This window comes from Pseudomonas sp. CCI3.1, from assembly GCF_034313985.1.
Lineage (GTDB): Bacteria > Pseudomonadota > Gammaproteobacteria > Pseudomonadales > Pseudomonadaceae > Aquipseudomonas > Aquipseudomonas psychrophila.
Genome location: NZ_JAVIWO010000001.1, coordinates 4,832,645 through 4,853,355 on the forward strand (window position 1 = coordinate 4,832,645; position 20,711 = coordinate 4,853,355).

A 20,711-nucleotide genomic window follows, 5' to 3' on the forward strand; every position below is an offset into this window, starting at 1 on the left:
TGTTGTAACTCCTGGAGTCGTTTATTCAGAGGTGGGTGGAACTGGGGGCTTAAATGCCCCACGCGAACGGATCTTTTTCGTCGATCAGCAACGTGCTGTCGGCGGTCATGAAGGCTTGGCCGGTAATGAACGGGCGAATGCGCTCGCCTTCCCATTGGTAGCTGCCAACAAACTGGCTGGCGGTAATGCTGGCTTGCACCCAGGGCTGGCCGGGGGCCAATTTGCCATCGGCCGCCAGACACGCCAGTTTGGCGCTGGTGCCGGTACCGCATGGCGAGCGGTCGTAGGCCTTGCCCGGGCACATGACAAAGTTGCGGCTGTCGGCCTTGTCGTCGTCGGCAAACAGTTCGATATGGTCGATCAGGGCGCCGTCTTCGCCGTGGATACCCTGGGCCTCAAGGGCTTTAAGCATCGCCCAGGTGTACTCGGTCAGGGCTTCGACGTTGTCCAGTTGCAGCGCATGGCCGTGATCGGACACGAGGAAGAACCAGTTGCCGCCCCAGGCGATATCGCCATACACCCGGCCGTGTCCCGGTACTTCAACGGCGACCTGTTTGCGGTAGCGGTAGGCGGGCACATTTCCAACGGTCACGCTGCCGTCTTCATGCAACGTGGCGCTGACCGGGCCGACCGGGGTGTCGATCTTGTGCTCTCCGGTCTCGATCATCCCCAGATGGTGCAGCGAAGCGACCAAACCGATGGTGCCGTGGCCGCACATGCCCAGGTAGCCGGCATTGTTGAAGAAAATAACGCCGCAGGTGGCATCCGGCGACACCGGCTCGCAATACAGCGCGCCCACCAGCACATCGTTGCCACGGGGCTCCAGCAGGCATGCGCGGCGCCATTGGTCATGCCGGTCGCGCAGTTCATCGCGCTGCTCGACCATGGTACGGCCGGCCAGTTGCGGAAAGCCTTTGATCACCAGGCGGGTGGGTTCGCCGCCGGTGTGTGAATCAATGATATGTACGTGCTTCATAAACTTATCCCTTGGAAGAGAACAGCGGCTGGGAAGACGGTGGCTAACGGTGTCTCAGGACGAAGTCTGGATTAACGCCCCCGTGGCGTGCCGGGGTGGCGTCTGGCTGGAAAGCTCCGGGGTGTCTTCGCTTTCCTCGTCGTCTTCCAGGCGGACCTTATGTGCCGGTACGCCGGTGGCGGCCCCCCAGTAATAGATACCCGTGGCGCACGCAGCGACGACCAGGGTGTCGAAAGGGTGAGCGAGCACGCCCAGGCCACCGAAGGTGCCGAGCTTGGACAGCACGATGGTCACGGCATAGAAGCCGATCAGCCACAAGGAAGAGCGTACTTGCTGGGCCAGGCTCAGGTGGTTGGTCGGTACAAAGCGGGCGCACAGCAGGTACACCACAAACATCACGATCTGCAGGCCGAGCAACCAGGACACGGTCTTCCAGCCTGACCAGTAGACGATCAGCGCAGCGACGATGAATGACAGCGGCCCCAGCACGGCCATCCACTTGACCCTGAAAGGGCGCGGCATGTCGGGTGCATTGCGGCGCAGTGCGGCCACGGACACCGGAGCGACGGCGTAGCTCAATACCAGCGCGGCGGATACCACGTTGATCAGGGCTTCCCAGGAGGGGAACGGCAGGGTCCAGAACACCGACAGGCCAAAGGTCAGCCACAGCGCCGGGCGCGGGATGCCGGACTTTTCATCGATGCGGGTGAACACTTTGAAGAACGTGCCGGTTTGCGCCCAGCCATAGATCACACGCGGTGTAGCGTTCATGTAGATGTTGCCGCAGCCGCTGGGGGAGATCACCGCATCGGCCACCACCAAATAGGCCAGCCAGCCCACACCCAGTGCCAGGGCGATGTCGCGATAGGGCAGGGCCAGTTCCTTGGTCACACCGGCCCAGCCGTTGACCAGCATCTCGGTCGGCACGCCGCCGAGGAAGGCGACCTGCAACAGCACATAAATCACAGTAGACAGCAGAACCGACAGGATCAGGGCAATCGGGATGGTGCGTTGCGGGTTCTTGACCTCGCTGGCCACCGAAATGATCGGGGTCAGGCCCAGGTAGGCAAAGATAATGCCGCCCGCGGAAACAGCCATCTGCACGCCCGACAGACCGAAGGGAGCAAAGCCCTGGGAATAGAGGTTTTCCGGCTTGAAGAAGGTGAACAGTACGCCGATGACCAGCAGCGGCACGATGAACTTGAATACGCTGACCAGATTGTTGGCCATGGCGAAGGTCTTCACGCTGCGATAGTTGAGCATGAAGAACAGGCACAGCAGGCCGAACTGCAGGAGCCAGCCCAGGATCGAAGGATCACTGGAGCCTGCCTTGGTCAGCTCGGGGAACCATGCTGCGGCGTATTGGCGAGCGGCGACCACTTCAATCGCCACCAGGCTGGAAAATGCGATCAGGGTGATAAAACCCATCAAGTACCCGAGCAGCGGGCCATGGGAGTAAACCGGGTAGCGGATAACACCACCGGCGCGCGGCAGGGCAGCGCCCAATTCACAGTAAACAATGCCCAACAGCAGCACAGAAAAACCGCCCAGCAGCCAGGAAAATATCCCCGCGGGCCCCGCAATTGCAGAAACGTGGCTGGCTGCGAACAACCAGCCGGAACCGAAGATGGCACCCAGACCGATAAAGGTCAGGTCCATCAGTGAGAGCTGTTTCTTGAATTTGCCTTTACCTGACATGGAGTCGCCTTATTGTGAGTTTTTGGTTAGGCAGGTGTGATGTCATTTGCCATTGCGCCAAAACCACTGGCGGGTGTGCAATGGCGCTAGATTGAACGTCCGGGCGGATTTGCGATTGATGTTTTCCATTGAAGCCGATGACGAAATCAGCACAATATGCACAGGTGGGTTGAGCCTGTTCGAGTAGTGGGGGAGTGAAATTCATGAAGCAGAATGCGTTTGCAATCCTGAGCCAGGGGAGCGAGCTGAGTCGTCCTGAGAGCCTTGAGCAGTTGCTGTCGGGTGTGGCGCTTTTGTTGCCGATGCTGGATGTGATTCCCAATGCCGCGATCTTTATCAAGGACATTCAGGCGCGCTATGTCCTGGCAAATCGCACGCTGGTGCAGCGTTGCGGGCTCAAGCAGCTGCAACCCTTGCTGGGCAAAACCAGCGCCGAGGTCTTCCCTGAGCAATTGGGGCCTGGCTATACCGAACAGGATCGACGCGTGCTGGAGCAGGGGCTGGTGCTGGAAGATCAGCTGGAGCTGCATTTGTACGGCAGTCGGGAGCCGGGCTGGTGCCTGACGCACAAGCGACCTCTGTATAACCGTGACGGGGTAATCATTGGCCTGGCCGGGATCTCGGTTGACCTGCAGTCGGCCAGTGACACCCATCCGGCCTATCAGCGGCTGGCGGCGGTAGACGAGCACATTCGCACGCATTTCAATCGTCGCGTCACCCTGGGCGAGTTGACGCGCATTGCCGGGATTTCAGTGGCGCAACTGGAGCGTTACTGCAAGCGAGTGTTCCACCTCACGCCGAGGCAGATGATCCAGAAGGTACGTCTGGAGCACGCCCATCGCCTGTTGCTGACCGACATTCCCATTACTGAAGTTGCACTGCAGTGCGGCTATACCGACCACAGCGCGTTCACCCGGCAGTTCAAGGCATTGACCGGCTTTACGCCGCGTCAGTACCGACAGGCCACGGCACCCTGAGGGCCAGGGTTACGGGTAATCAATCGCGACGATGTACACCCACTGCTCCCCGGTGGGTGTTTGTACCTGGACTTCGGCATCCAGTGACTTGCCGATCAGCGCCCGGGCCAGGGGTGAGTCGATGCTGATCAGCCCTTTCTTGAGGTCAAGCTCATCGGGCCCGACGATGCGGTAGCGCGACTGCTTGCCGTCTTCATCTTCAATGGTGACCCAGGCCCCGAAATACACCTTGTTCGGATCGCTGGGTTTTTCGCTGACCACCTTGAGGCTTTCAAGGCGCTTGGTCAGGAAGCGCACACGGCTGTCGATCTCGCGCAGCATTTTTTTGCCGTAGGTGTATTCGGCGTTTTCCGAGCGGTCGCCCTGGGCTGCGGCTTCGCTGACAGATTGCGTCACCTGCGGCCTGCGAACGTGCCACAACTCGTGCAGCTCTGCGCGCATCCGCGCTTCACCTTCAGGGGTGATCAGCGCGGTGCCGGCAGGGCGGGGAGGGCGATAGCGGCTCATGGGCAATCCGTGTGCAGAGAAGGGCGCGAGTCTATCAGCCCTCGCGCAACACTGTCAGCGGGCTGGCATTGAGCGCCCTGCGCGTACCGAATACACCTGCGCCACCTACCATCAGGGCGCCCAGCACGGGTAGCAGCAGCAGCCACGGGTGCGGGGACCACGGCAGGTCAAAGGCAAAGCGGTAAAGCACCAGGCTGACCAGTTCGGCACCCAGCGCTGCGAGCAAGCCGCTGGTGGCACCCAGCAGGCCGAACTCGATCCTCCTGGCCTTGATCAGCAGTTGCCGTTCGGCCCCCAGTGCCCTGAGCAGGGCCCCCTGGCGAATCCGTTCGTCCAGAGTGGATTGCAGGCCGGAAAACAGCACTGCCATGCCTGCTGCCAGGACGAACAACAACACGTATTCCACGGCAATGGTCACTTGCGCAAGGATGCTGCGCAGCTGCTCAAGCAGGGCTTCGATGGGCAGAATGGTCACGGCCGGGAAGCTGCGCGACAGATCGATGATTTCCTTGTCGTGCCCCGGTGCCAGGTAAAAGCTGGTGAGGTAAGTAGTCGGCAGGTCCTGCAGGGTGCCGGGTTGGAAAATCATGAAGAAGTTGGGTTGGAAGTTATCCCAGTTGATGCTGCGCAAGCTGGTGACACGGGCTTCGCGATTAACCCCGGCAACGGTGAAGGTCAGGTGATCGCCCAGTTTCAGTTTCAGGCTTTCAGCAACCTTGGCTTCTACCGAGACGCCCGGTATATCCCCGGCAGGTTGTTGGGTCCACCAGGTGCCTGCGGTCAGTTCGTTGTCGGCTGGCAGGTCGGCCGCCCAGGTCAGGCTCAAGTCGCGCTGAATGGCTTTGTCGCCGCTGGAGTCCTTACTGACGATATCTTGCGCCGGCTCGCCATTGATACTGATCAGGCGCCCCGGAATCACCGGATACAGCGGCGCAGCCTGGGCCTGAAGGGTCATCAGGTGGGCGCCGAAAGCGTCCTTGTCCGCCGGCAGGATGTTGAGTGCAAAGTAGTTGGGCGCGTTTTTAGGCAGCTGGTTTTGCCAGGTGTCGAGCAACTCGCCGCGCAGCAGGGCAATCAGGCCCATCGATAGCAGGATCAGGCCAAAAGCCAAGGCCTGGCCCGCTGCCGCCAGCGGGTGACGCAGTAATTGGCCCAGCCCCAGGCGCCAGGGCAGCGAGGCCCGTGCCAGCAGGCGGCGCAGGCTTTGCAGGCCCAGCAGCAGGATGCCGCCCAGAACCAGCGCAGCAATCACGCCCCCCCCGAGCAGGGCGAAGGTCAGCACCATGTCCAGGCTCATGCGCCACATGATCAGCCCCAGTGCCAGCAGTGCAGCACCGTAGACGGTCCAAGTGCTGGCGGGAATCGGCAGCATGTCGCGACGCAAGACTCGCAGTGGTGGTACGCGGCCCAATGCCGCCAGCGGCGGCAATGCGAAACCCGCCAGCGCCACCAGCCCGGTGCCCATCCCGGCGATCGCAGGCATCAAGCCTCCAGGCGGTACGTCAGCGGGCAGCAAGTCGTGCAACAAGGCGAATAGTCCAAGCTGCGCGAGCCAGCCAAGCACGGCACCCGCAAGGCTGGCCAGCAGACCGAGCACTGCCAGTTGAAGGGTAAACAGCCACAGGGTTTCGCGCCGCGACAGGCCCAGGCAGCGCAGCAGGGCGCTCGCATCAAAGCGTCGATTGGCAAAGCGCGTCGCTGACAACGCCACGGCTACGCCCGACAGCAGAACCGCCACCAGGCTGGCCATATTCAGGTAACGCTCGGCCTTGCCCAGCGCGCCACCGATCTGCTGGTTGCCATCACGGCCGTCCAGCAGGCGCTGGTTGGGGTCCAGGCCGGGTTTGATTGATTGGCGATAGGCTTCAAGGGCTGGGGCGTCACCGCGCCATAGCTCGCGATAGGTGACCCTGCTGCCCGGTTGCACGATGCCGGTGTCAGCCAGATCGTCCAGGTTGATCAGTACCCGTGGGGTCAGGCTGTAAAGATTACCGGCACGATCAGGCTCGTAGGTCAGGACGCGGGTGATGCGCACGGTTTTTGAGCCGACATCGATTTCATCGCCGATCTTGAGATCCAGCGCGGTCAGCAGTCGGGCTTCGGCCCACGCTTGCCCAGGCTCTGGGCCGCCACCGGATTGTTCTTCGGCATAGGGTTGGGCGGCGCTTTTCAGTTCGCCGCGCAACGGGTAGGCATCGTCTGCCGCCTTGATGCTGGACAGCTGAATGCCGTTGTCGGTAGCGATCACGCTGGCAAACTCAACCACGCGAGCGTGTGCGAGTCCCTGATCGATACCGACCTTGATTTGTTCTTCACGGGCCGGGGAGCTGCCATCCAGCACCAGGTCGGCGCCCAGGAACTCGGTGGCGCGCAACAGCATCGCACCATTGAGGCGGGCACCGAAGTAGCCGATGGCGGTGCTGGCTGCGACCGCAACCAGCAGGGCAAAGAACAGCACGCGCAACTCGCCTGCGCGAGCATCGCGCAGCAATTGGCGTACGGCAAGGCTTAGCAGGCGCAACAGCGGCAGGCGTGCCATCAGGGCTCCAGAGGGCCGACCAGATGGCCAGCTTCAAGACGGATCAGGCGCCGGCACCGATGGGCCAGGCGTTCGTCATGGGTCACCAGCACCAGGGTGGTGCCGCGTTCCTTGTTGAGTTCGAAGAGCAGGTCGGTGATGCGCTCGCCGGTGTGACTGTCCAGGTTGCCGGTGGGTTCATCGGCAAACAGCACATCCGGGTTGGCCGCAAACGCCCGTGCAATGGCGACTCGTTGCTGCTCACCGCCGGAGAGTTGGCGCGGCGAATGGCTCAGGCGCTGGCCAAGGCCGACGCGATCCAGCAGATGGCGGGCATGTTCGCGGGCATCTTTTCGGCCCTCTAGCTCCAGGGGCAACATGACGTTTTCCAGGGCGTTGAGGCTGTCGAGCAACTGGAATGACTGGAACACGAAACCCACGTGTTCGGCCCGTACCCGAGCGCGCTGGTCTTCGTCCAGCGTGCTCAGTGCGCGACCGGCCAGAATCACTTCGCCCTGACTGGGCAGGTCCAGGCCTGCCAACAAGCCCAGCAAGGTGGACTTGCCCGAGCCGGATGCACCGACAATCGCCAGGCTGTCGCCCTTGTTCAATTCAAGGCTCAAGGGGTGCAGGATGGTTAACTCGCCTTCCGCGCTGGGAACCACTTTGCTAAGGTTCTGCGCGGTGAGAATACTTTCGCCCATGGAGAATCCAATGCGTGTGTGGTTTTTAAGTGCTGCTCTGGCCCTGATGTGCATGGCGCAGACGGCAACGGCGGGAACAATCTTGATCGTTGGCGATAGTATCAGCGCGGCTTTCGGCCTGGATACCCGTCTGGGATGGGTGTCGTTGCTCGAACAGCGGCTCAAGGAGCAAGGATACGACGATAAGGTGGTCAACGCCTCAATCAGCGGTGACACCAGCGCTGGAGGGCTTGCGCGGCTGCCTGCACTGCTTGCAGAGCATAAGCCAGAGGTGGTGATTGTAGAGCTGGGCGGCAATGATGGCCTGCGTGGCCAACTGCCTGCTCAATTGAAACAAAATCTTGCAGGGATGATCGATGCCTCTCAACAGGCGGGTGCCAAGGTGCTGCTTTTGGGAATGCAATTGCCGCCCAATTACGGTGCGCGTTATACCCAGTCCTTTGCTGCGGTTTACGCTGAGTTGGGCAAAGAAAAAAAGGTCACTCTGGTGCCGTTTTTCCTTGAGGGCGTAGGGGGCAAACCCGAGCTGATGCAGGCTGATCGCATTCACCCGGCGGTCGGGGCACAGGGGCTTTTGCTGGATAATGTGTGGCCGGCGCTAAAACCCCTGCTTTGATGCTTTTCTAGTGGCAGTGTTTCGGCTAAGGTGGCGCCCCCCCGATTTGGAGCCCCCGATGTCGCGTCCTGCCTGGTCTTTATATGCCTATCAACTGATCGAGCCTGACGAACAGCTCGATTTGTTCGCCTGCCAGGAGGTACGGGTGCATCTGGTGACGCGTCAACTGGAGCTGGGAGGCACCATTGACCGTACCTTGTGTGGCTCATTGCTACCTGCACAACCGCGTTGGTCGGATGTCACTCGCAAGGTCTTTCAGGATCACCGGTTATGCCCTCTGTGCCGGGCAATTATCGAGTCGCAGCGACGTGGTACGGAGCCTATCTGGCCAGAGTTGCGCTTTGAACTATGATGTTACCTGTTTGATGCCCTAGCCGGCTCACGCTCCCCGTGGGCGCGGTGTACACTCCCTTTTTTGTCCCCCGTTGATTATGCGAAGGATGTTCCGGATGTTGTCGCGCCTACCTGCCGTCACCCGCTACCTGTCAGTTGCCGCACTCTGTGTTGCGGGTCCCGCTGTCGCGCTTGAATTCCCGCTGCCACCGCCTGGCGAAGATGTTGTCGGCGAAGTGCAGGTCATCAAGGGCAAGTACGAAGACTCCTTTGCTGATCTGGGAAACAAGTACGAGCTGGGCTATTCGGAAATGATCGCAGCGAACCCGGGAGTGGATGCCTGGTTGCCGGTCAAGAAGAACCTGGATGGAACGATAGTCGACACCGATATTGTGTTGCCAACCCAGTTCATTCTGCCGCCGGGCAAGCGTGAAGGGATCGTGATCAACCTGGCCGAGTATCGTTTGTATTACTTCCCCAAGGATCAGAACAAGGTCTACACCTTTCCGCTGGGGATTGGCCGCGAGGGGTGGGGCTCGCCTTTGGGGCAGACCAAAATCACTGCCAAGACGCCCAATCCGACCTGGACGCCACCGGCTTCGATCAAGGCCGAGCACGCCCGAAATGGCGACCCGCTACCGAACGTTGTGCCTGCCGGGCCAGATAACCCATTGGGCCCTTTCAAGTTCACGCTCGGCATGCCGGGCTACTTGATCCATGGTTCGAACGCCAAGTTTGGTATTGGCACGGGGACCAGCCATGGCTGCTTCCGGATGCTTAACCAGAACGTGCTTGAAATGTCGCGCATGGTGCCTGTCGGGACGCCTGTGCGAATCATTAACGAGCCGTACAAGATTGGTGTCAGCGGCGGGAAGGTCTTCCTTGAGGTGCATGAGCCCCTGAACGTCAAGGATGGCTCCCTGTTGGCTGTCAGCGACAAGTCCCACTTGACCCCTGAAGACTTGCAGAACAAATACGCTGCATTCATGAACTTTTTGCTCAAGCACAAAGACCTGGAAAACAGCATCCAGATCGACAAGGACAAAGCGTTCCCTGTTGTGGGTGCCGAGACGGGTATACCTGCAGAAATCGGCATATCCAATTCCACAGTGGTGGGTGGCCAGTCTTTGGACTACGTGCAGTAAAACGCACTAAAAACGCGCATTAAAAAGCCGCCGCGGTTAATACCTTCGGCGGCTTTTTATTGACTGCTTAGTAACCGGCAGGCAATAAAAAAGCCGACCTATAAATAGGTCGGCTTGATAATAATCCCGAAGGACTATTACTTGCGGCTTGCTTTTTCAAGCATGCGCAGAGCGCGCTCGTTTGCTTCATCAGCAGTCTGTTGTGCTTTTTGAGCAGCAGCCAGAGCTTCGTCAGCTTTACGGTAGGCTTCGTCAGCACGAGCCTGGGAGCGAGCTGCTGCGTCTTCAGTTGCAGTCAGACGGGCTTCAGTTTCTTTAGATACGCTGCTGCAACCGGTAGCCAGAACTGCGGCCAATGCCAGAGCAGAGAATTTCAGAACGTTGTTCATCGTGTTCCCCTTCAAGGACTTTCTAATTAAAGCTGCTCCTTCAAAGTGAGGAAACAGCCGGCGTACATAGTACCCATTACTTGTAGTAAGTAAAATGACCTAGCGCAAGAACCAAAAAAAATATTTGGCAAGCATTGTTGATCGGCTAGATTTAACTGATTGTGCTTGTAAAACAGTCAGTTTGGAGTGCAGTCAGCGGCATGCTCGTGATGGCACAACGTGACTTTAAGTGTGGTTCTACGTCATAGCCTCAACCTTCCGAAAAATGTTCAGGGCTTCTTTAAGGTTGTCGGGCTGAAGAAACGTTTGAGCTGGCTTGATTTGCTGGCAGCAGCCGACCCCATGAACTGAACATTTGCATTGAGAGTGACTACTCTTCCATCAGGCCTGTTCACACATTCTGTGCTGGCAGCTCGTGCGTGACGGCGTAGTAGTTCCCTCGGCGGAAAAACAACAGTAAGGTAGGGGTCACGGTTCAAGACCCGCGAAGGAGCAATGATGAGCGAGGCGTTGTCTATCCACCATGACCAGGCAGGTCACCAGTTTGAGACCACTGTCGACGGTCATCGTGCTTACCTGACCTACATGGATCTGGGCAAGCAGACTCTGGATATCTATCGCACGTTCGTGCCCAATGCCCTGCGTGGTCGGGGTATAGCGGCAGCATTGACGGAGCAGGCGCTCGATTACGCCGACAAGATGGGATATGAGGTGATTCCTTCATGTTCGTACGTCGAACGTTATATGGAGCGTCACAAGCGCCCTCAGGCCAATACCTGAAACCAGACTCATGAAAACGCCGGGCTTGCCCCGGCGTTTTTGTGTGCGCCTACAACTGCACGGTAATGGCGCTGGTGGGGCGTGTGCAGCACAGCAGGATGTCGCCGGGTTGCGGTGCATCCAGTGGTTCCTCCAGATACTCCACAGTGCCTTCCTGCAGTCGGACCTGACAGGTATTGCATAGGCCCGCCCGGCAGTTGAACGCCGGTTCAAGCCCCGCCTGTTCGGCCAACTCCAGCAGCGAGTTACAGCTTTCATTCCACATCACCCGAGTACCGGACGGCATGAAGCAGACACTCAGGGTGTCGTCATCCGTGCCCGCAGCAGTCTGGACGATGGCGGGTTCGGCAACCGCACTGGCTTCATCTTCTTCCAGCACCGCAGCGGGCCCAAAAAACTCATAGTGAATACGCTCCCTCGCCACCCCAAGGCTGCGCAACAGGCGCCAGTTTGCCTGCATGAACGGCCGGGGGCCACACAGGTAGACATCGTAATCGTCCAGTGGCAGCAGCTGTTGCAGGGTTTGACGCGTGATCAGGCCCTCACTGTGATGGCGGCCCCCGTCGTCTGCCCCGGGGTTGCGGTAGCAAAAATGCACGGCAATGCCCGAGCGCTTGTCGGCCAGGGCCAGGACCTCCTCGCGTAACGCGTGCACCGCCCCGTTCTCACAGGCATGCACAAAGTGCACGGTCCGGCCCGGCTGCTGGCTCAGGGTGTGGAGCATGCTGACCATCGGTGTCAGACCGACCCCGCCGCTGAACAGCAGCACAGGTCGTGTACTGATCTCGTCCAGTACAAACGTGCCGGACGGGCCCGCAACGTCCAGCAGGTCCCCGACCTGCACGCAGTCGTGTAGATGGCTGGAGCCCAGCCCGGATGGCAAATGGGGTTGGTCGAAGGGCGCAGGTTCGCGCTTGACCGAAATCCGCACCTGGCGCCCATTGGCAGCGCAGGCACTGAAGCTGTAATTGCGTATCACCGTGCTGCGGTCTGTCAGTGTCAGGCGCAGCGTGAGGAATTGGCCAGGGCGGAAATCAAGCTGGCTGATTCCGTCTGCGGGCGTCAGGACGAAGGACGTGATGATTGCGCTTTCAGGTTGCTTGTCGATCACCCGCCAGGCTTTAAAACCCGGTGTTTGAGTGCTCATCTCAGGCCTCCACGGTATTCGGCTTGGCGGGTACCAGCGGGATCAGCTCCTGGGGTTGTTCCAATGCAATCAGTCGCGCCAGATTGCGTCGAAACCGCAACGGCCCCGCGTCTGAAGCCAGGTCAATATTCGGGCTGCGCTTGTGGGCCATGCCCTCATGCACAGCGCTAAGTACAACCCGGTCCTCGGCAAACGCGTGGCGCACGTCTTCGTCAAACTGACGGGAAATGTCCTCGTTGTCCTGATCGAAATTACGCACTTGAAACCAGTAATAGCGCGTGTTCGAGTCGTCGATAGGGGTCATGAAATTGTAGGAGTTCATCAGGAATACCTGCTCATGCAGCGCGCCGTCATCGCTGCCTGTGCCCGCCGGGGTGAAGATGGCCTTGATGATGGCCTGGGCCGGATAGTGGACTTCGTAGTGTTGCTTGCGATCACAGTGGCCGCTGAATTTGACGAACTTGGCATAGAAGGGCGCGACTTCAACGTCACGCATCCAGCGCGAAACGATCACGCCGACATCGGTAACCGTGGTTTGCAGCGGTTCCTGGGCACAGGCAGCGTTGCCGAACGAGGACTGATGGACCCACGCCACATGGGACGGATCAAGCAGGTTGTCGGTCATGTACAGGTAGTTGCAAGGAATGATCATGCTGTCGCCACGATTCAGGCCCCAGTCAGGATCGCCCCACTCGGGTACGTGACAGATCTTGTCGGCATCGGCCAGTTCGGCGTCGCCCATCCAGATCCAGATCAGGCCGTAACGCACCTGCAGCGGGTAGCTGCGCACTTTGGCGCCTTTGGGCACATGGCTGCTGCCAGGGGCTTTTACGCAACTGCCGGAGCAGTCGAAGGTCAGGCCGTGATAGCCGCACTCGATGTCATCGCCTTTGCGTCGGCCCAACGACAGCGGCAGCTTGCGGTGCGGGCAAGCATCCTCCAGGGCTACCGGGGTGCCATCCTCCTTGCGATACAACACCACCGACTCATTGAGCAGCTTGACCGCAAGTAACTCCTCACCCAACTCGGTTTCACTGGCTGCGACATACCACGCGTTGCGCATAAACATGCGGTCTCTCCTTATTATTCTGGTGTGTGCCCTGTGCGAGGACGTGACCAGAATAAGAGGCATCGCATGAGTAAGAATAGAGGTCTAAAACTGTTGTGTGCTTTAGTTTTTCTTAACTAAAAGACATCGGATACGCAAAAAACTGTGGGAGCGGGCTTGCTCGCGATGCAAGCAACACGGCACATCCGGCACGCTGCGCTAATGCCATCGCGAGCAAGCCCGCTCCCACAGGACAAGGGGCTACTGGGTAAGGGACGCTAGCGCCCGCTCCCAAATCTGCCGTGTACGCACCCATACCAGCTCTTGCCAGTCAGGGTCGGCCGGGAAAAATTGCTCCAGCAGTTTGAGCTTGATCTGCCGGGCTTGCGGGCTGAACAGGTCGCCGTGCAGGTGCAGCCACTGGTCGTCGCGCAACACCGTATGAATCTGCTCGCCCGGATAGGTCCCGCACTCGATCACAAACGGCATCAACCGCACGCCGGGCAGGGCATTGATGATGGCTTGCGAGGTGTACCCGGTTGCCGTGGCGGCAACGCCCGTATCACTGTGGCTTCCAGCGCCGGTCATCAGGGTGAACAGCCATGGGCCAAACAGCCGTTGAGCATCCTCCAGTGCCGGATAAGGTGCTTGGGCGATGGTCATCAGCATCGGATGGCCGTAATCACCGGCACCGGTGTGCAGATCGAAACACATGACGCTGCTGGCGTGCGCCACATGCTCCTGGAGAATGCGGTGCAGGGTCCGGTTCGACCAGCTGGCGCCGTCGCCACCGTAAAACAGCCCGTCGGGATGGCGATACTGCCCCCCTTCAACAATCGACATCACCGCTGACCAACCTTCGCGTTGAACCCGCTCATTGAGCAGGGCATCGGCCTGTTCCCGTTGCGGCCCGCGCAGTTGGTCGCAGGCGTAAATCCTGTGCAACGCTTCGTACGCCTGGTTATCAGGGGGGGGCTGGTTGAAGTCCAGATAGTTGCGATTGAGGTCGATATTGTCTTCGTTGACCCGGCGCATCCAGGCCGTGCCCCACGGATTGATCAAGTGAATCAACAACACGGCCACATCATCGGGCAGGCTGCGCTCGCGCAAGGTGTGTAGCCACTGGCGCTGACTGTCCGAACCGTAAAAACCCTCTACACCGTGGGTGCCGCTCAGGGCCACCAGCAAGTGTTTTGCCTGGGGGTTTCCGAGCAGAGCGACGTCGGTGCTCAGGGCCTCGCCAAACGGGCCGCGAAGTGGATGTGGGTACTCGTAAAGCTGTGCGCCTGCCTCGTTGGCTGCAGCCAAAAACTGCTCACGCTGGCTGGCAAAACTGCGGTGCGAAGGGAAACCTGTGGTCATGCTGTGCTCCTGCTGAACTGCCTGACTGTTCACTTCAAGCGCCCTGAAAGAAACTGGGTCAAGCGCTCGCTCTTGGGGTTGACCAGCACTTCGCCCGGCGGGCCTTGCTCCTCAACCAGCCCCTGATGAAGGAACATCACATGGTTGGAAACATTGCGTGCAAAGCCCATTTCATGGGTCACCACCACCATGGTGCGGCCCTCTTCGGCCAAGGCTTGCATGACCTTGAGCACTTCACCGACCAGCTCCGGGTCCAGAGCCGAGGTGGGTTCGTCGAACAGCATGACTTCCGGCTCCATCGCCAAGGCCCGGGCAATGGCCACGCGCTGTTGTTGACCGCCGGACAGGTGGGACGGGTATTTGCTTTCGACCTCGGGTGCCAGGCCCACCTTGTGCAAGTATTGGCGTGCGCGCTCGATGGCTTCCTTGCGCTTGATGCCGAGCACATGCACCGGGGCTTCGATGATGTTTTCCAGCACGGTCATGTGCTGCCATAAATTGAAATGCTGAAACACCATTGCCAGCTTGGTACGTACTTTCTGTAATTGGCGCGGGTCAGCCACACACAGCGCCCCGTTCAGATCCTGTTTGGTGCGGATAGGCTCGTCGTTCACCGTAATGCTGCCGGCGCAGGGCTGTTCCAGAAAGTTGATGCAGCGCAAAAAGGTGCTTTTACCTGAACCGCTGGAGCCAATAATGCTGATCACGTCACCGGCCTTGGCCTTCAGGGACACGCCCTTGAGGACCTCGTGATTACCGTACTTCTTGTGCAGCCCCTCGATACTGAGTTTGTACATGCTCGATGTTCTCCAGGTGATGCCGGTTCAATGGGCCTGCGGTTGCAAGAAGGCTAGCCAGCGGTTTTCGCAGCGGCGAAACAACCAGACCAGGGTAAAGACCATCACCGCGTACAACACGGCGGCCAGGCCAAAGGCTTCAAACGAGGAGTAAGTGGCCGAGTTCACATCGCGCGCGACCTTCAACAGATCCGGAACCGTGGCGGTGAATGCCAGCGTTGTGGAGTGCAGCATCAGGATCACTTCATTGCTGTAGAACGGCAGCGAGCGGCGCAACGCAGAAGGCAGGATGATGCGTCGGTAGAGGGTAAATTCAGACATGCCATAGGCGCGTCCGGCTTCAATCTCGCCATAGGGCGTGGCGCGGATGGCTCCGGCGAAAATCTCCGTGGTGTAGGCGCAGGTGTTGAGGGCAAAGGCCAGCAGCGTGCAGTTGATGCCTTCTCGAAAGAAAGCATCCAGCGTCGGTTGGTCACGCACCACCTGCAAGCTGTAGATCCCGGTGTAGAGAATCAGCAGCTGGATGTACAAGGGGGTGCCGCGAAAAACGTAGGTGTAGAACCACACAGGAAGGCGCAGCAGTGGATTGCGCGATACACGCGCCACCGCCAGTGGCACGGCCAGGGTGCCGCCGATGGCGATGGAGGCGACCAGCAGCCATAGGGTCATGGCGACGCCCGAGAGTTGATAGCCATCGAACCACAGGTAGGACTTCCAGTATTCCTGGATGATTTCGTTCATAGCTGGGCACCTCTGACGCCGACCGAGTAGCGGCGCTCAAGCCACATCAATACACCGTTGGACACTGTGGTCAGGGCCAGATAGATCAACCCGCCGATCACGCTGAAAAAGAACAGGTCCATCGAGTTCTTGCCGGCATCCTGGGTGACTTTGACGATATCGATCAGTCCGATGATCGACACCAGGGCCGTCGCCTTGATCAGTACCTGCCAGTTATTGCCGATGCCCGGCAGCGCGAAGCGCATCATTTGCGGGAACAGCACGCGCATGAAGACCTGGCGCCGATTCATGCCGTAGGCCACGGCTGCCTCAAGCTGGCCAGCCGGTACGGCCTGAAAGGCACCGCGAAAGGTTTCAGTGAAGTACGCCCCGTAGATAAAGCCCAGAGTCAGCACCCCGGCGGCGAACGGGTTGATATCGATTTGCTCGAATTGCAGCCATTCGGTGAGGTTGTTCAGCCAGATTTGCAGGCTGAAGAACAGCAGCAACATGATGACCAGATCCGGCACGCTGCGGATCAGCGTGGTGTAGCCCGCTGCCAGGTAGCGCACTGCCGGTTGCTTGGACAGCTTGGCTGACGCGCCGATCAGTCCCAGCGTGACGGCCAGCAGCATCGACAGCAGTGCCAGCTGGATAGTCGCCAGCGTCCCATCGACAATCAGTGAGCCATAGCCCTGTAAGAACATGTTCTGTCGCTCCATGGGCAACGACGGTCCGCAGACCGGTTGCACGAAAGTGAACTGCAAGGCACCGGATCGCCTTCATGCAGGCCATCCGGCACCGTTCAGACGCGGGCTTCAGTTATAGATGTCGAAGGTGAAGTACTTTTTCTGGATCGTGTCGTAGGTGCCGTCCTGATGCATGGCAGCCAATGCCCGGTTGATGGCTTCGAGCAGTACCGGGTCGTCCTTGCGCAGGCCGATGGCGATGCCTTCGCCCAGGATCTCAGTGTTGGTAACCGCGTCGCCGGCAAAGGCGAAGCCGTTGTTTTTGCTGGTTTGCAAGAAGCCGATATCCGCCACTGCTGCATCGGTCAGGCTGGCATCAATCCGGCCGCTGACGAGGTCGGGGTATAGCAGGTCCTGGTTGGGGTAGGTGACCATGATCACCCCTTGCGGTGCCCAAATGGCCTTTACGTAAGCCTCTTGAGTGGTGCCTTGGGCGACGCCTACGCGCTTGCCTTTGAGCGACTCGGGGGTCGGCAGCAGGCCGCTGTCTTTTTTGGCGATCAATCGGTTAGGCGAGTTGTACAGACGATCCGAGAACGCGACGTTCTTTTTACGCTGCTCGTTGACGGTCATGGCCGACAGCACAGCGTCGAACTTCTTCGCCCGCAAGGCAGGGATGCTGCTGTCAAACGGGGTCTCGACCCATTTGCACTTGACCTTGAGCTCGGCACAAATGGCATTGCCCAGATCGATGTCAAAGCCTACCAGCTCGCCTTTTTCGTTTTTGGATTCAAAGGGGGCGAAGGTCGGGTCAACTCCGAAGCGAATCTCGGTCAAGTCCTTGGCCAGGATGCCGGTGGATGTCAGGGCTAAGACAGCTGCGAGGACAAGTTTTTTCATTTTTATTTTCCTTTGTCTGACGGGTTCGGCGTGAGGACCGTTCAACAGATACGTCGCGCATTGATCGTACCTGTATATACATGATGAGCAAATTACAGGCCAATTCAGCTGGATAGCGTGCCAGAGCAGTTGGCTGGATAGGTTAGGGCCAGGAATGCACTGGTTTTGTCACTCAGCAGCGGTGTGTCGTTACGTAGAGTTACATTCGTGTGGGAAATTTCCTCGACCTGTTGAGGGGGAGTGGCTCTACCAGAATACGAGGCTTTCATTTTTCTAAAAGAGGGTGAAAGCTGTGGCTTCCTATAGCTCAGCTAAAGTATCAATCCGTCAATTTGCATCAGGAGATGCTGATGAACAGCTTGCCTTCCCTGCGTGCCTTGCAGGTTTTTGAAGCCGTTGGACGCTTCGGCGGGATTGTTGAGGCGGCCAGGCGCCTCGGGATTTCGGCAGGAGCGGTGAGCCAGCAGATGAAGTTGCTGGAGGACACCCTGGGTTTGAGCCTGACCCACAAGGTCGGCAAGCGCATCCGCCTGACCGTTGCCGGGCAGCGTTACCACGAGAGTTGTGCTGCGGCGTTTGAAAGTTTGCGCGTCGCCCAGACCGAGGTCGAGCGTTCGAAAAATGCCAGCAACCTGCGCATCAGTGCGTTGCCGTCGTTGCTTTCGCAGTGGCTTGCCCCCCACATCTATGCCTGGCAGAACGAGCACCCACAGCTCAATGTATTTCTCGACGCCAGCCATGCCGAACCGTCGACAGAGGGCTATGACATCGATTTTCGTTTCACCTACGGCGATTACGTGGCGGGCGAAAACGCCATCGAGTTGTACCGCGATTGCGTGGTGCCGGTGCTGAGCCCGCACTTGTTGCGAGCCGATGCTGCGCTCAACAGTCCCGGGGATTTATTGGCGTATCCCTTGTTGTCGATTGACTGGCTGCCCAAGTTTGCCTCGCCGCCGTCCTGGCGCGACTGGTTCAAGTCACGGCAGGTGGACTGTGAAGGCCTGCGCGATGGTTACCGGGTCTATTCACTGTCGTCCATGGCGATCCATGCGGCGCTGGCGGGGCAGGGCGTGGTGCTGGCGCAGTATTCGATGGTGGCGGATGAGTTGGCGCAGGGGCGCCTGATCATGCCGTTCGCCCACGGCTTGCCATTGCCTTCGGCGTATTTTCTGGTGGGGGCAAAGGGGGCGTTTGACCGGGCGCACTGTCGCGACTTTCATCGCTGGATGGTGGCCAGGGGGCGGGAACAGATGGTGGCGAGTCAGCGGTTGCTGGAGAACACATAATCTGAAACCAACGTGGGAGCGGGCAAGCCCGTTCCCACCTGTCAGTGCGTTTTAGCCGCGATCACGCTTTGGTAGCACATCCTTGAGCTTGGCACGCATGCTGCGCAGGGTGCTTTCGGTAGATGCCCAATCGATGCAGGCATCGGTAATCGACACGCCGTACTGCAGGTCTTCGAGGTTTTTAGGGATTGCCTGGCAGCCCCAGTTCAGGTGGCTTTCGACCATCAGGCCGATAATCGACTGGTTGCCCTCGACGATCTGGTTGGCCACGTTCTCCATCACCAGCGGTTGCAGGGCCGGGTCTTTATTGGAGTTGGCGTGGCTGCAGTCGACCATGATGTTCGGGCGGATTTTCGCCTTGTTCAGTGCCTGCTCGCAGAGCGCAACGCTGACCGAATCATAGTTCGGCTTGCCGTTGCCACCGCGCAATACCACGTGGCCGTAGGCGTTACCCTTGGTGGTCACGATCGACACGCCGCCTTCCTGGTTGATACCCAGGAAGCGATGCGGGCTGGAAACCGACTGCAGGGCGTTGATCGCAACGGTCAGGCCGCCATCGGTGCCGTTTTTGAAGCCTACCGACGAAGACAGGCCAGAGGCCATTTCGCGGTGGGTCTGCGACTCGGTGGTGCGAGCGCCAATGGCCGACCAGCTGATCAGGTCCTGCAAGTACTGCGGGGAGATCGGATCGAGGGCTTCGGTGGCCGTTGGCAGGCCCATTTCAGCCAGATCCAGCAGCAGCTTACGGCCGATGTGCAGGCCATCCTCGATCTTGAACGAGTCGTCCAGGTACGGGTCGTTGATCAGGCCTTTCCAGCCTACGGTGGTGCGTGGCTTTTCAAAATAAACGCGCATGACCAGATACAGCGTATCGCTGACTTCTGCGGCGAGCACTTTCAGACGCTCGGCATACTCGTGGGCAGCCTTGATATCGTGGATCGAGCAAGGCCCGATGACAACGAACAGTCGATGGTCAGTGCCATCCAGGATGTTGCGAATCACCTCGCGTCCTTTGGTCACCGTCTGCAGAGCAGCTTCACGCAAAGGCATTTCGCGCTTGAGCTGTTCAGGTGTGATCAGGGTTTCGTTGGAGGCAACGTTTAGGTCGTCGATCGGTAAATCAGCCATCGTGTTACTCGTCAGGTCACGGGTGCCGGCCGCCAGCGATCCCCGTGCGGCGGAGCACAGCTTGATTGAGCGCATCGGGGAGCCGAACCTTAACGCGTTATCCGGTTATTCGACAATGGGCAGGCGCAGCTTTAATCCAGTACTGCCTGCGCCATCGCGTGATCCAGGGTTGCCTGAGAGAACTCGGTGGCGTGATGACTGACCCATTCCAGGGCAAGGGCTTCCAGGTCTTGCGGGCATGAGTTTTGTCGTTGCTGGAGGCGTGAATAGTGTTCGATCTGGCATACCTGTTCGCCCATGCGCGCGCCGAACAGTGTTTGTTCGTCGATCAGGGCAACGCCTATGCGGTAGCCCTTCGGCTGTTTCTCGCACCAGGCTATATAGCCCGGGTAGTGTGCGCTTTCCCCCAGGGTGGGCATGTACATGTCGACGGCGGTACCCCGTCGCCAGGCTCTATCGCTGTTGCATGACACGCCTGCGAGGCTGATAGAGTGCAGCTTGTGGCGCGAAAGTGAAGGTTGTTTGCGTCGCGTTATCTCAACGGGAATATCGTCAGGGTGAGGTAAAAAACGACCCATGAAAGCTGACTCCAAGTGCCATCAAATTAGTATTGTCTTTTGAGTATAGTGACTGAAATGGAACTGACAGACTTTGATGCCGATCAGCGCCTGCTGGCGTTGCCCGGGACTTCGCTGCTGATCTTCACCGGCGCGGGCTGTTCGGCATGCCGTACGGCCCGCCGCCTATTGCCCGATATGCAGTTGCCTGTTGATCGGTTGTGCTGGATCGATGCCGGTGACAATGGTGGCCTGGTCGAGCGTTACGAAATTTTCCATCTGCCAACCCTGTTTGTGGTGCGTGACGGGGCCTTTTACGGTGAGTTGAAGTCCCGCCTGAGCGAGGGCGAACTGGCGCACCATGTCCGACTGGCCTTGATGCATGAGCCTGACGAGCTACCGTGAACCGATGTCCGAACCCGCTTGAACCTGTG

Annotated in this window: 21 protein-coding genes and 1 pseudogene; 7 read left to right on the forward strand and 15 right to left on the reverse strand. The window is 59.1% G+C overall.

The genetic code is table 11. The features are described from left to right. Positions 1-49 precede the first annotated feature (49 nt). Positions 50-976 (reverse strand): 4-hydroxyproline epimerase, encoded by a 927-nt coding sequence (locus tag RGV06_RS22265; RefSeq protein WP_019827589.1) that lies wholly within the window; start codon positions 974-976, stop codon positions 50-52. Between the two features lie 54 nt (positions 977-1,030). After that, positions 1,031-2,674, reverse strand: a complete 1,644-nt coding sequence (locus RGV06_RS22270) for an APC family permease (RefSeq protein WP_322151438.1) — start codon at positions 2,672-2,674, stop codon at positions 1,031-1,033. Positions 2,675-2,877: 203 nt separating this feature from the next. On the opposite strand from RGV06_RS22270, the gene RGV06_RS22275 reads away from it, so the two are divergent. Further along, positions 2,878-3,651, forward strand: coding sequence for an AraC family transcriptional regulator (locus RGV06_RS22275; protein WP_046809558.1), 774 nt, complete (start codon positions 2,878-2,880; stop codon positions 3,649-3,651). A 9-nt stretch (positions 3,652-3,660) separates the two neighbouring features. Here the strand turns inward: RGV06_RS22275 and greB are convergent, their stop codons facing one another. From greB to RGV06_RS22290, 3 genes are read right to left on the reverse strand one after another with little or no spacing between them, the layout of a single operon-like run. Further along, positions 3,661-4,158: a transcription elongation factor GreB gene (gene greB / locus RGV06_RS22280; RefSeq protein WP_048350848.1), complete on the reverse strand. Its 498-nt coding sequence runs from the start codon at positions 4,156-4,158 to the stop codon at positions 3,661-3,663. Between the two features lie 34 nt (positions 4,159-4,192). Further along, positions 4,193-6,697, reverse strand: coding sequence for an ABC transporter permease (locus RGV06_RS22285; RefSeq protein ID WP_322151442.1), 2,505 nt, complete (start codon positions 6,695-6,697; stop codon positions 4,193-4,195). Then, positions 6,697-7,380 carry an ABC transporter ATP-binding protein gene (locus RGV06_RS22290; RefSeq protein ID WP_019827599.1) on the reverse strand — a complete coding sequence of 228 codons (684 nt, stop codon included), beginning with the start codon at positions 7,378-7,380 and terminating at the stop codon, positions 6,697-6,699. The genes RGV06_RS22285 and RGV06_RS22290 overlap by 1 nt, the downstream gene beginning before the upstream one ends. 10 nt (positions 7,381-7,390) lie before the next feature. Here RGV06_RS22290 and RGV06_RS22295 point away from each other — a divergent pair, with 10 nt between their 5' ends. From RGV06_RS22295 to RGV06_RS22305, 3 genes are all read left to right on the forward strand, one after another. Further along, positions 7,391-7,996, forward strand: a complete 606-nt coding sequence (locus RGV06_RS22295; RefSeq protein ID WP_019827600.1) for an arylesterase — start codon at positions 7,391-7,393, stop codon at positions 7,994-7,996. Positions 7,997-8,054: 58 nt separating this feature from the next. Then, on the forward strand, positions 8,055-8,348 hold the full coding sequence (locus RGV06_RS22300; RefSeq protein WP_003446817.1) for a hypothetical protein: 294 nt from the start codon (positions 8,055-8,057) through the stop codon (positions 8,346-8,348). Between the two features lie 97 nt (positions 8,349-8,445). Beyond that, on the forward strand, positions 8,446-9,474 hold the full coding sequence (locus RGV06_RS22305) for a L,D-transpeptidase family protein (RefSeq protein ID WP_019827603.1): 1,029 nt from the start codon (positions 8,446-8,448) through the stop codon (positions 9,472-9,474). A 137-nt stretch (positions 9,475-9,611) separates the two neighbouring features. Here the strand turns inward: RGV06_RS22305 and oprI are convergent, their stop codons facing one another. Further along, the gene (oprI, locus tag RGV06_RS22310) at positions 9,612-9,863 is read right to left on the reverse strand and encodes an outer membrane lipoprotei OprI (protein WP_003172710.1); all 252 of its coding nucleotides are present in this window, start codon (positions 9,861-9,863) and stop codon (positions 9,612-9,614) included. A gap of 498 nt (positions 9,864-10,361) precedes the next feature. Between oprI and RGV06_RS22315 the strand changes: the two genes are divergently transcribed. Further along, positions 10,362-10,643 (forward strand): GNAT family N-acetyltransferase, encoded by a 282-nt coding sequence (locus tag RGV06_RS22315; RefSeq protein WP_019827604.1) that lies wholly within the window; start codon positions 10,362-10,364, stop codon positions 10,641-10,643. Between the two features lie 49 nt (positions 10,644-10,692). On the opposite strand, the gene RGV06_RS22320 is transcribed toward RGV06_RS22315, so the two are convergent. The 7 genes from RGV06_RS22320 to RGV06_RS22350 form a co-directional block, all read right to left on the reverse strand. Continuing rightward, on the reverse strand, positions 10,693-11,790 hold the full coding sequence (locus RGV06_RS22320) for a 2Fe-2S iron-sulfur cluster-binding protein (protein ID WP_322151446.1): 1,098 nt from the start codon (positions 11,788-11,790) through the stop codon (positions 10,693-10,695). Position 11,791: 1 nt separating this feature from the next. After that, positions 11,792-12,859, reverse strand: a complete 1,068-nt coding sequence (locus RGV06_RS22325; RefSeq protein ID WP_048350845.1) for an aromatic ring-hydroxylating dioxygenase subunit alpha — start codon at positions 12,857-12,859, stop codon at positions 11,792-11,794. 240 nt (positions 12,860-13,099) lie between these two features. Then, entirely contained in the window at positions 13,100-14,200 is a 1,101-nt protein-coding gene (locus RGV06_RS22330) for a DUF2817 domain-containing protein (protein WP_322151448.1), read from the reverse strand. Between the two features lie 29 nt (positions 14,201-14,229). Further along, positions 14,230-14,997 carry an ABC transporter ATP-binding protein gene (locus tag RGV06_RS22335; RefSeq protein ID WP_019827608.1) on the reverse strand — a complete coding sequence of 256 codons (768 nt, stop codon included), beginning with the start codon at positions 14,995-14,997 and terminating at the stop codon, positions 14,230-14,232. A 27-nt stretch (positions 14,998-15,024) separates the two neighbouring features. Continuing rightward, the gene (locus RGV06_RS22340; protein ID WP_019827609.1) at positions 15,025-15,738 is read right to left on the reverse strand and encodes an ABC transporter permease; all 714 of its coding nucleotides are present in this window, start codon (positions 15,736-15,738) and stop codon (positions 15,025-15,027) included. Then, on the reverse strand, positions 15,735-16,424 hold the full coding sequence (locus RGV06_RS22345) for an ABC transporter permease (protein WP_019827610.1): 690 nt from the start codon (positions 16,422-16,424) through the stop codon (positions 15,735-15,737). Before RGV06_RS22345 ends, RGV06_RS22340 begins: the two co-directional genes overlap by 4 nt. Before the next feature lie 111 nt (positions 16,425-16,535). Next, positions 16,536-17,306: an ABC transporter substrate-binding protein gene (locus RGV06_RS22350; protein WP_019827611.1), complete on the reverse strand. Its 771-nt coding sequence runs from the start codon at positions 17,304-17,306 to the stop codon at positions 16,536-16,538. 350 nt (positions 17,307-17,656) lie between these two features. Between RGV06_RS22350 and RGV06_RS22355 the strand changes: the two genes are divergently transcribed. Further along, entirely contained in the window at positions 17,657-18,592 is a 936-nt protein-coding gene (locus RGV06_RS22355) for a LysR substrate-binding domain-containing protein (RefSeq protein WP_322151450.1), read from the forward strand. 51 nt (positions 18,593-18,643) lie between these two features. Here RGV06_RS22355 and RGV06_RS22360 read toward each other — a convergent pair whose 3' ends face one another. Beyond that, positions 18,644-19,720, reverse strand: a complete 1,077-nt coding sequence (locus tag RGV06_RS22360; RefSeq protein WP_019827613.1) for a 3-deoxy-7-phosphoheptulonate synthase — start codon at positions 19,718-19,720, stop codon at positions 18,644-18,646. 131 nt (positions 19,721-19,851) lie between these two features. Next, entirely contained in the window at positions 19,852-20,298 is a 447-nt protein-coding gene (locus tag RGV06_RS22365) for a PilZ domain-containing protein (RefSeq protein ID WP_037032650.1), read from the reverse strand. Between RGV06_RS22365 and RGV06_RS22370 the strand changes: the two are divergent. Next, positions 20,297-20,682, forward strand: a pseudogene (locus RGV06_RS22370) (thioredoxin). The gene RGV06_RS22365 and the pseudogene RGV06_RS22370 overlap by 2 nt on opposite strands. The last annotated feature ends 29 nt before the right edge of the window (positions 20,683-20,711 follow it).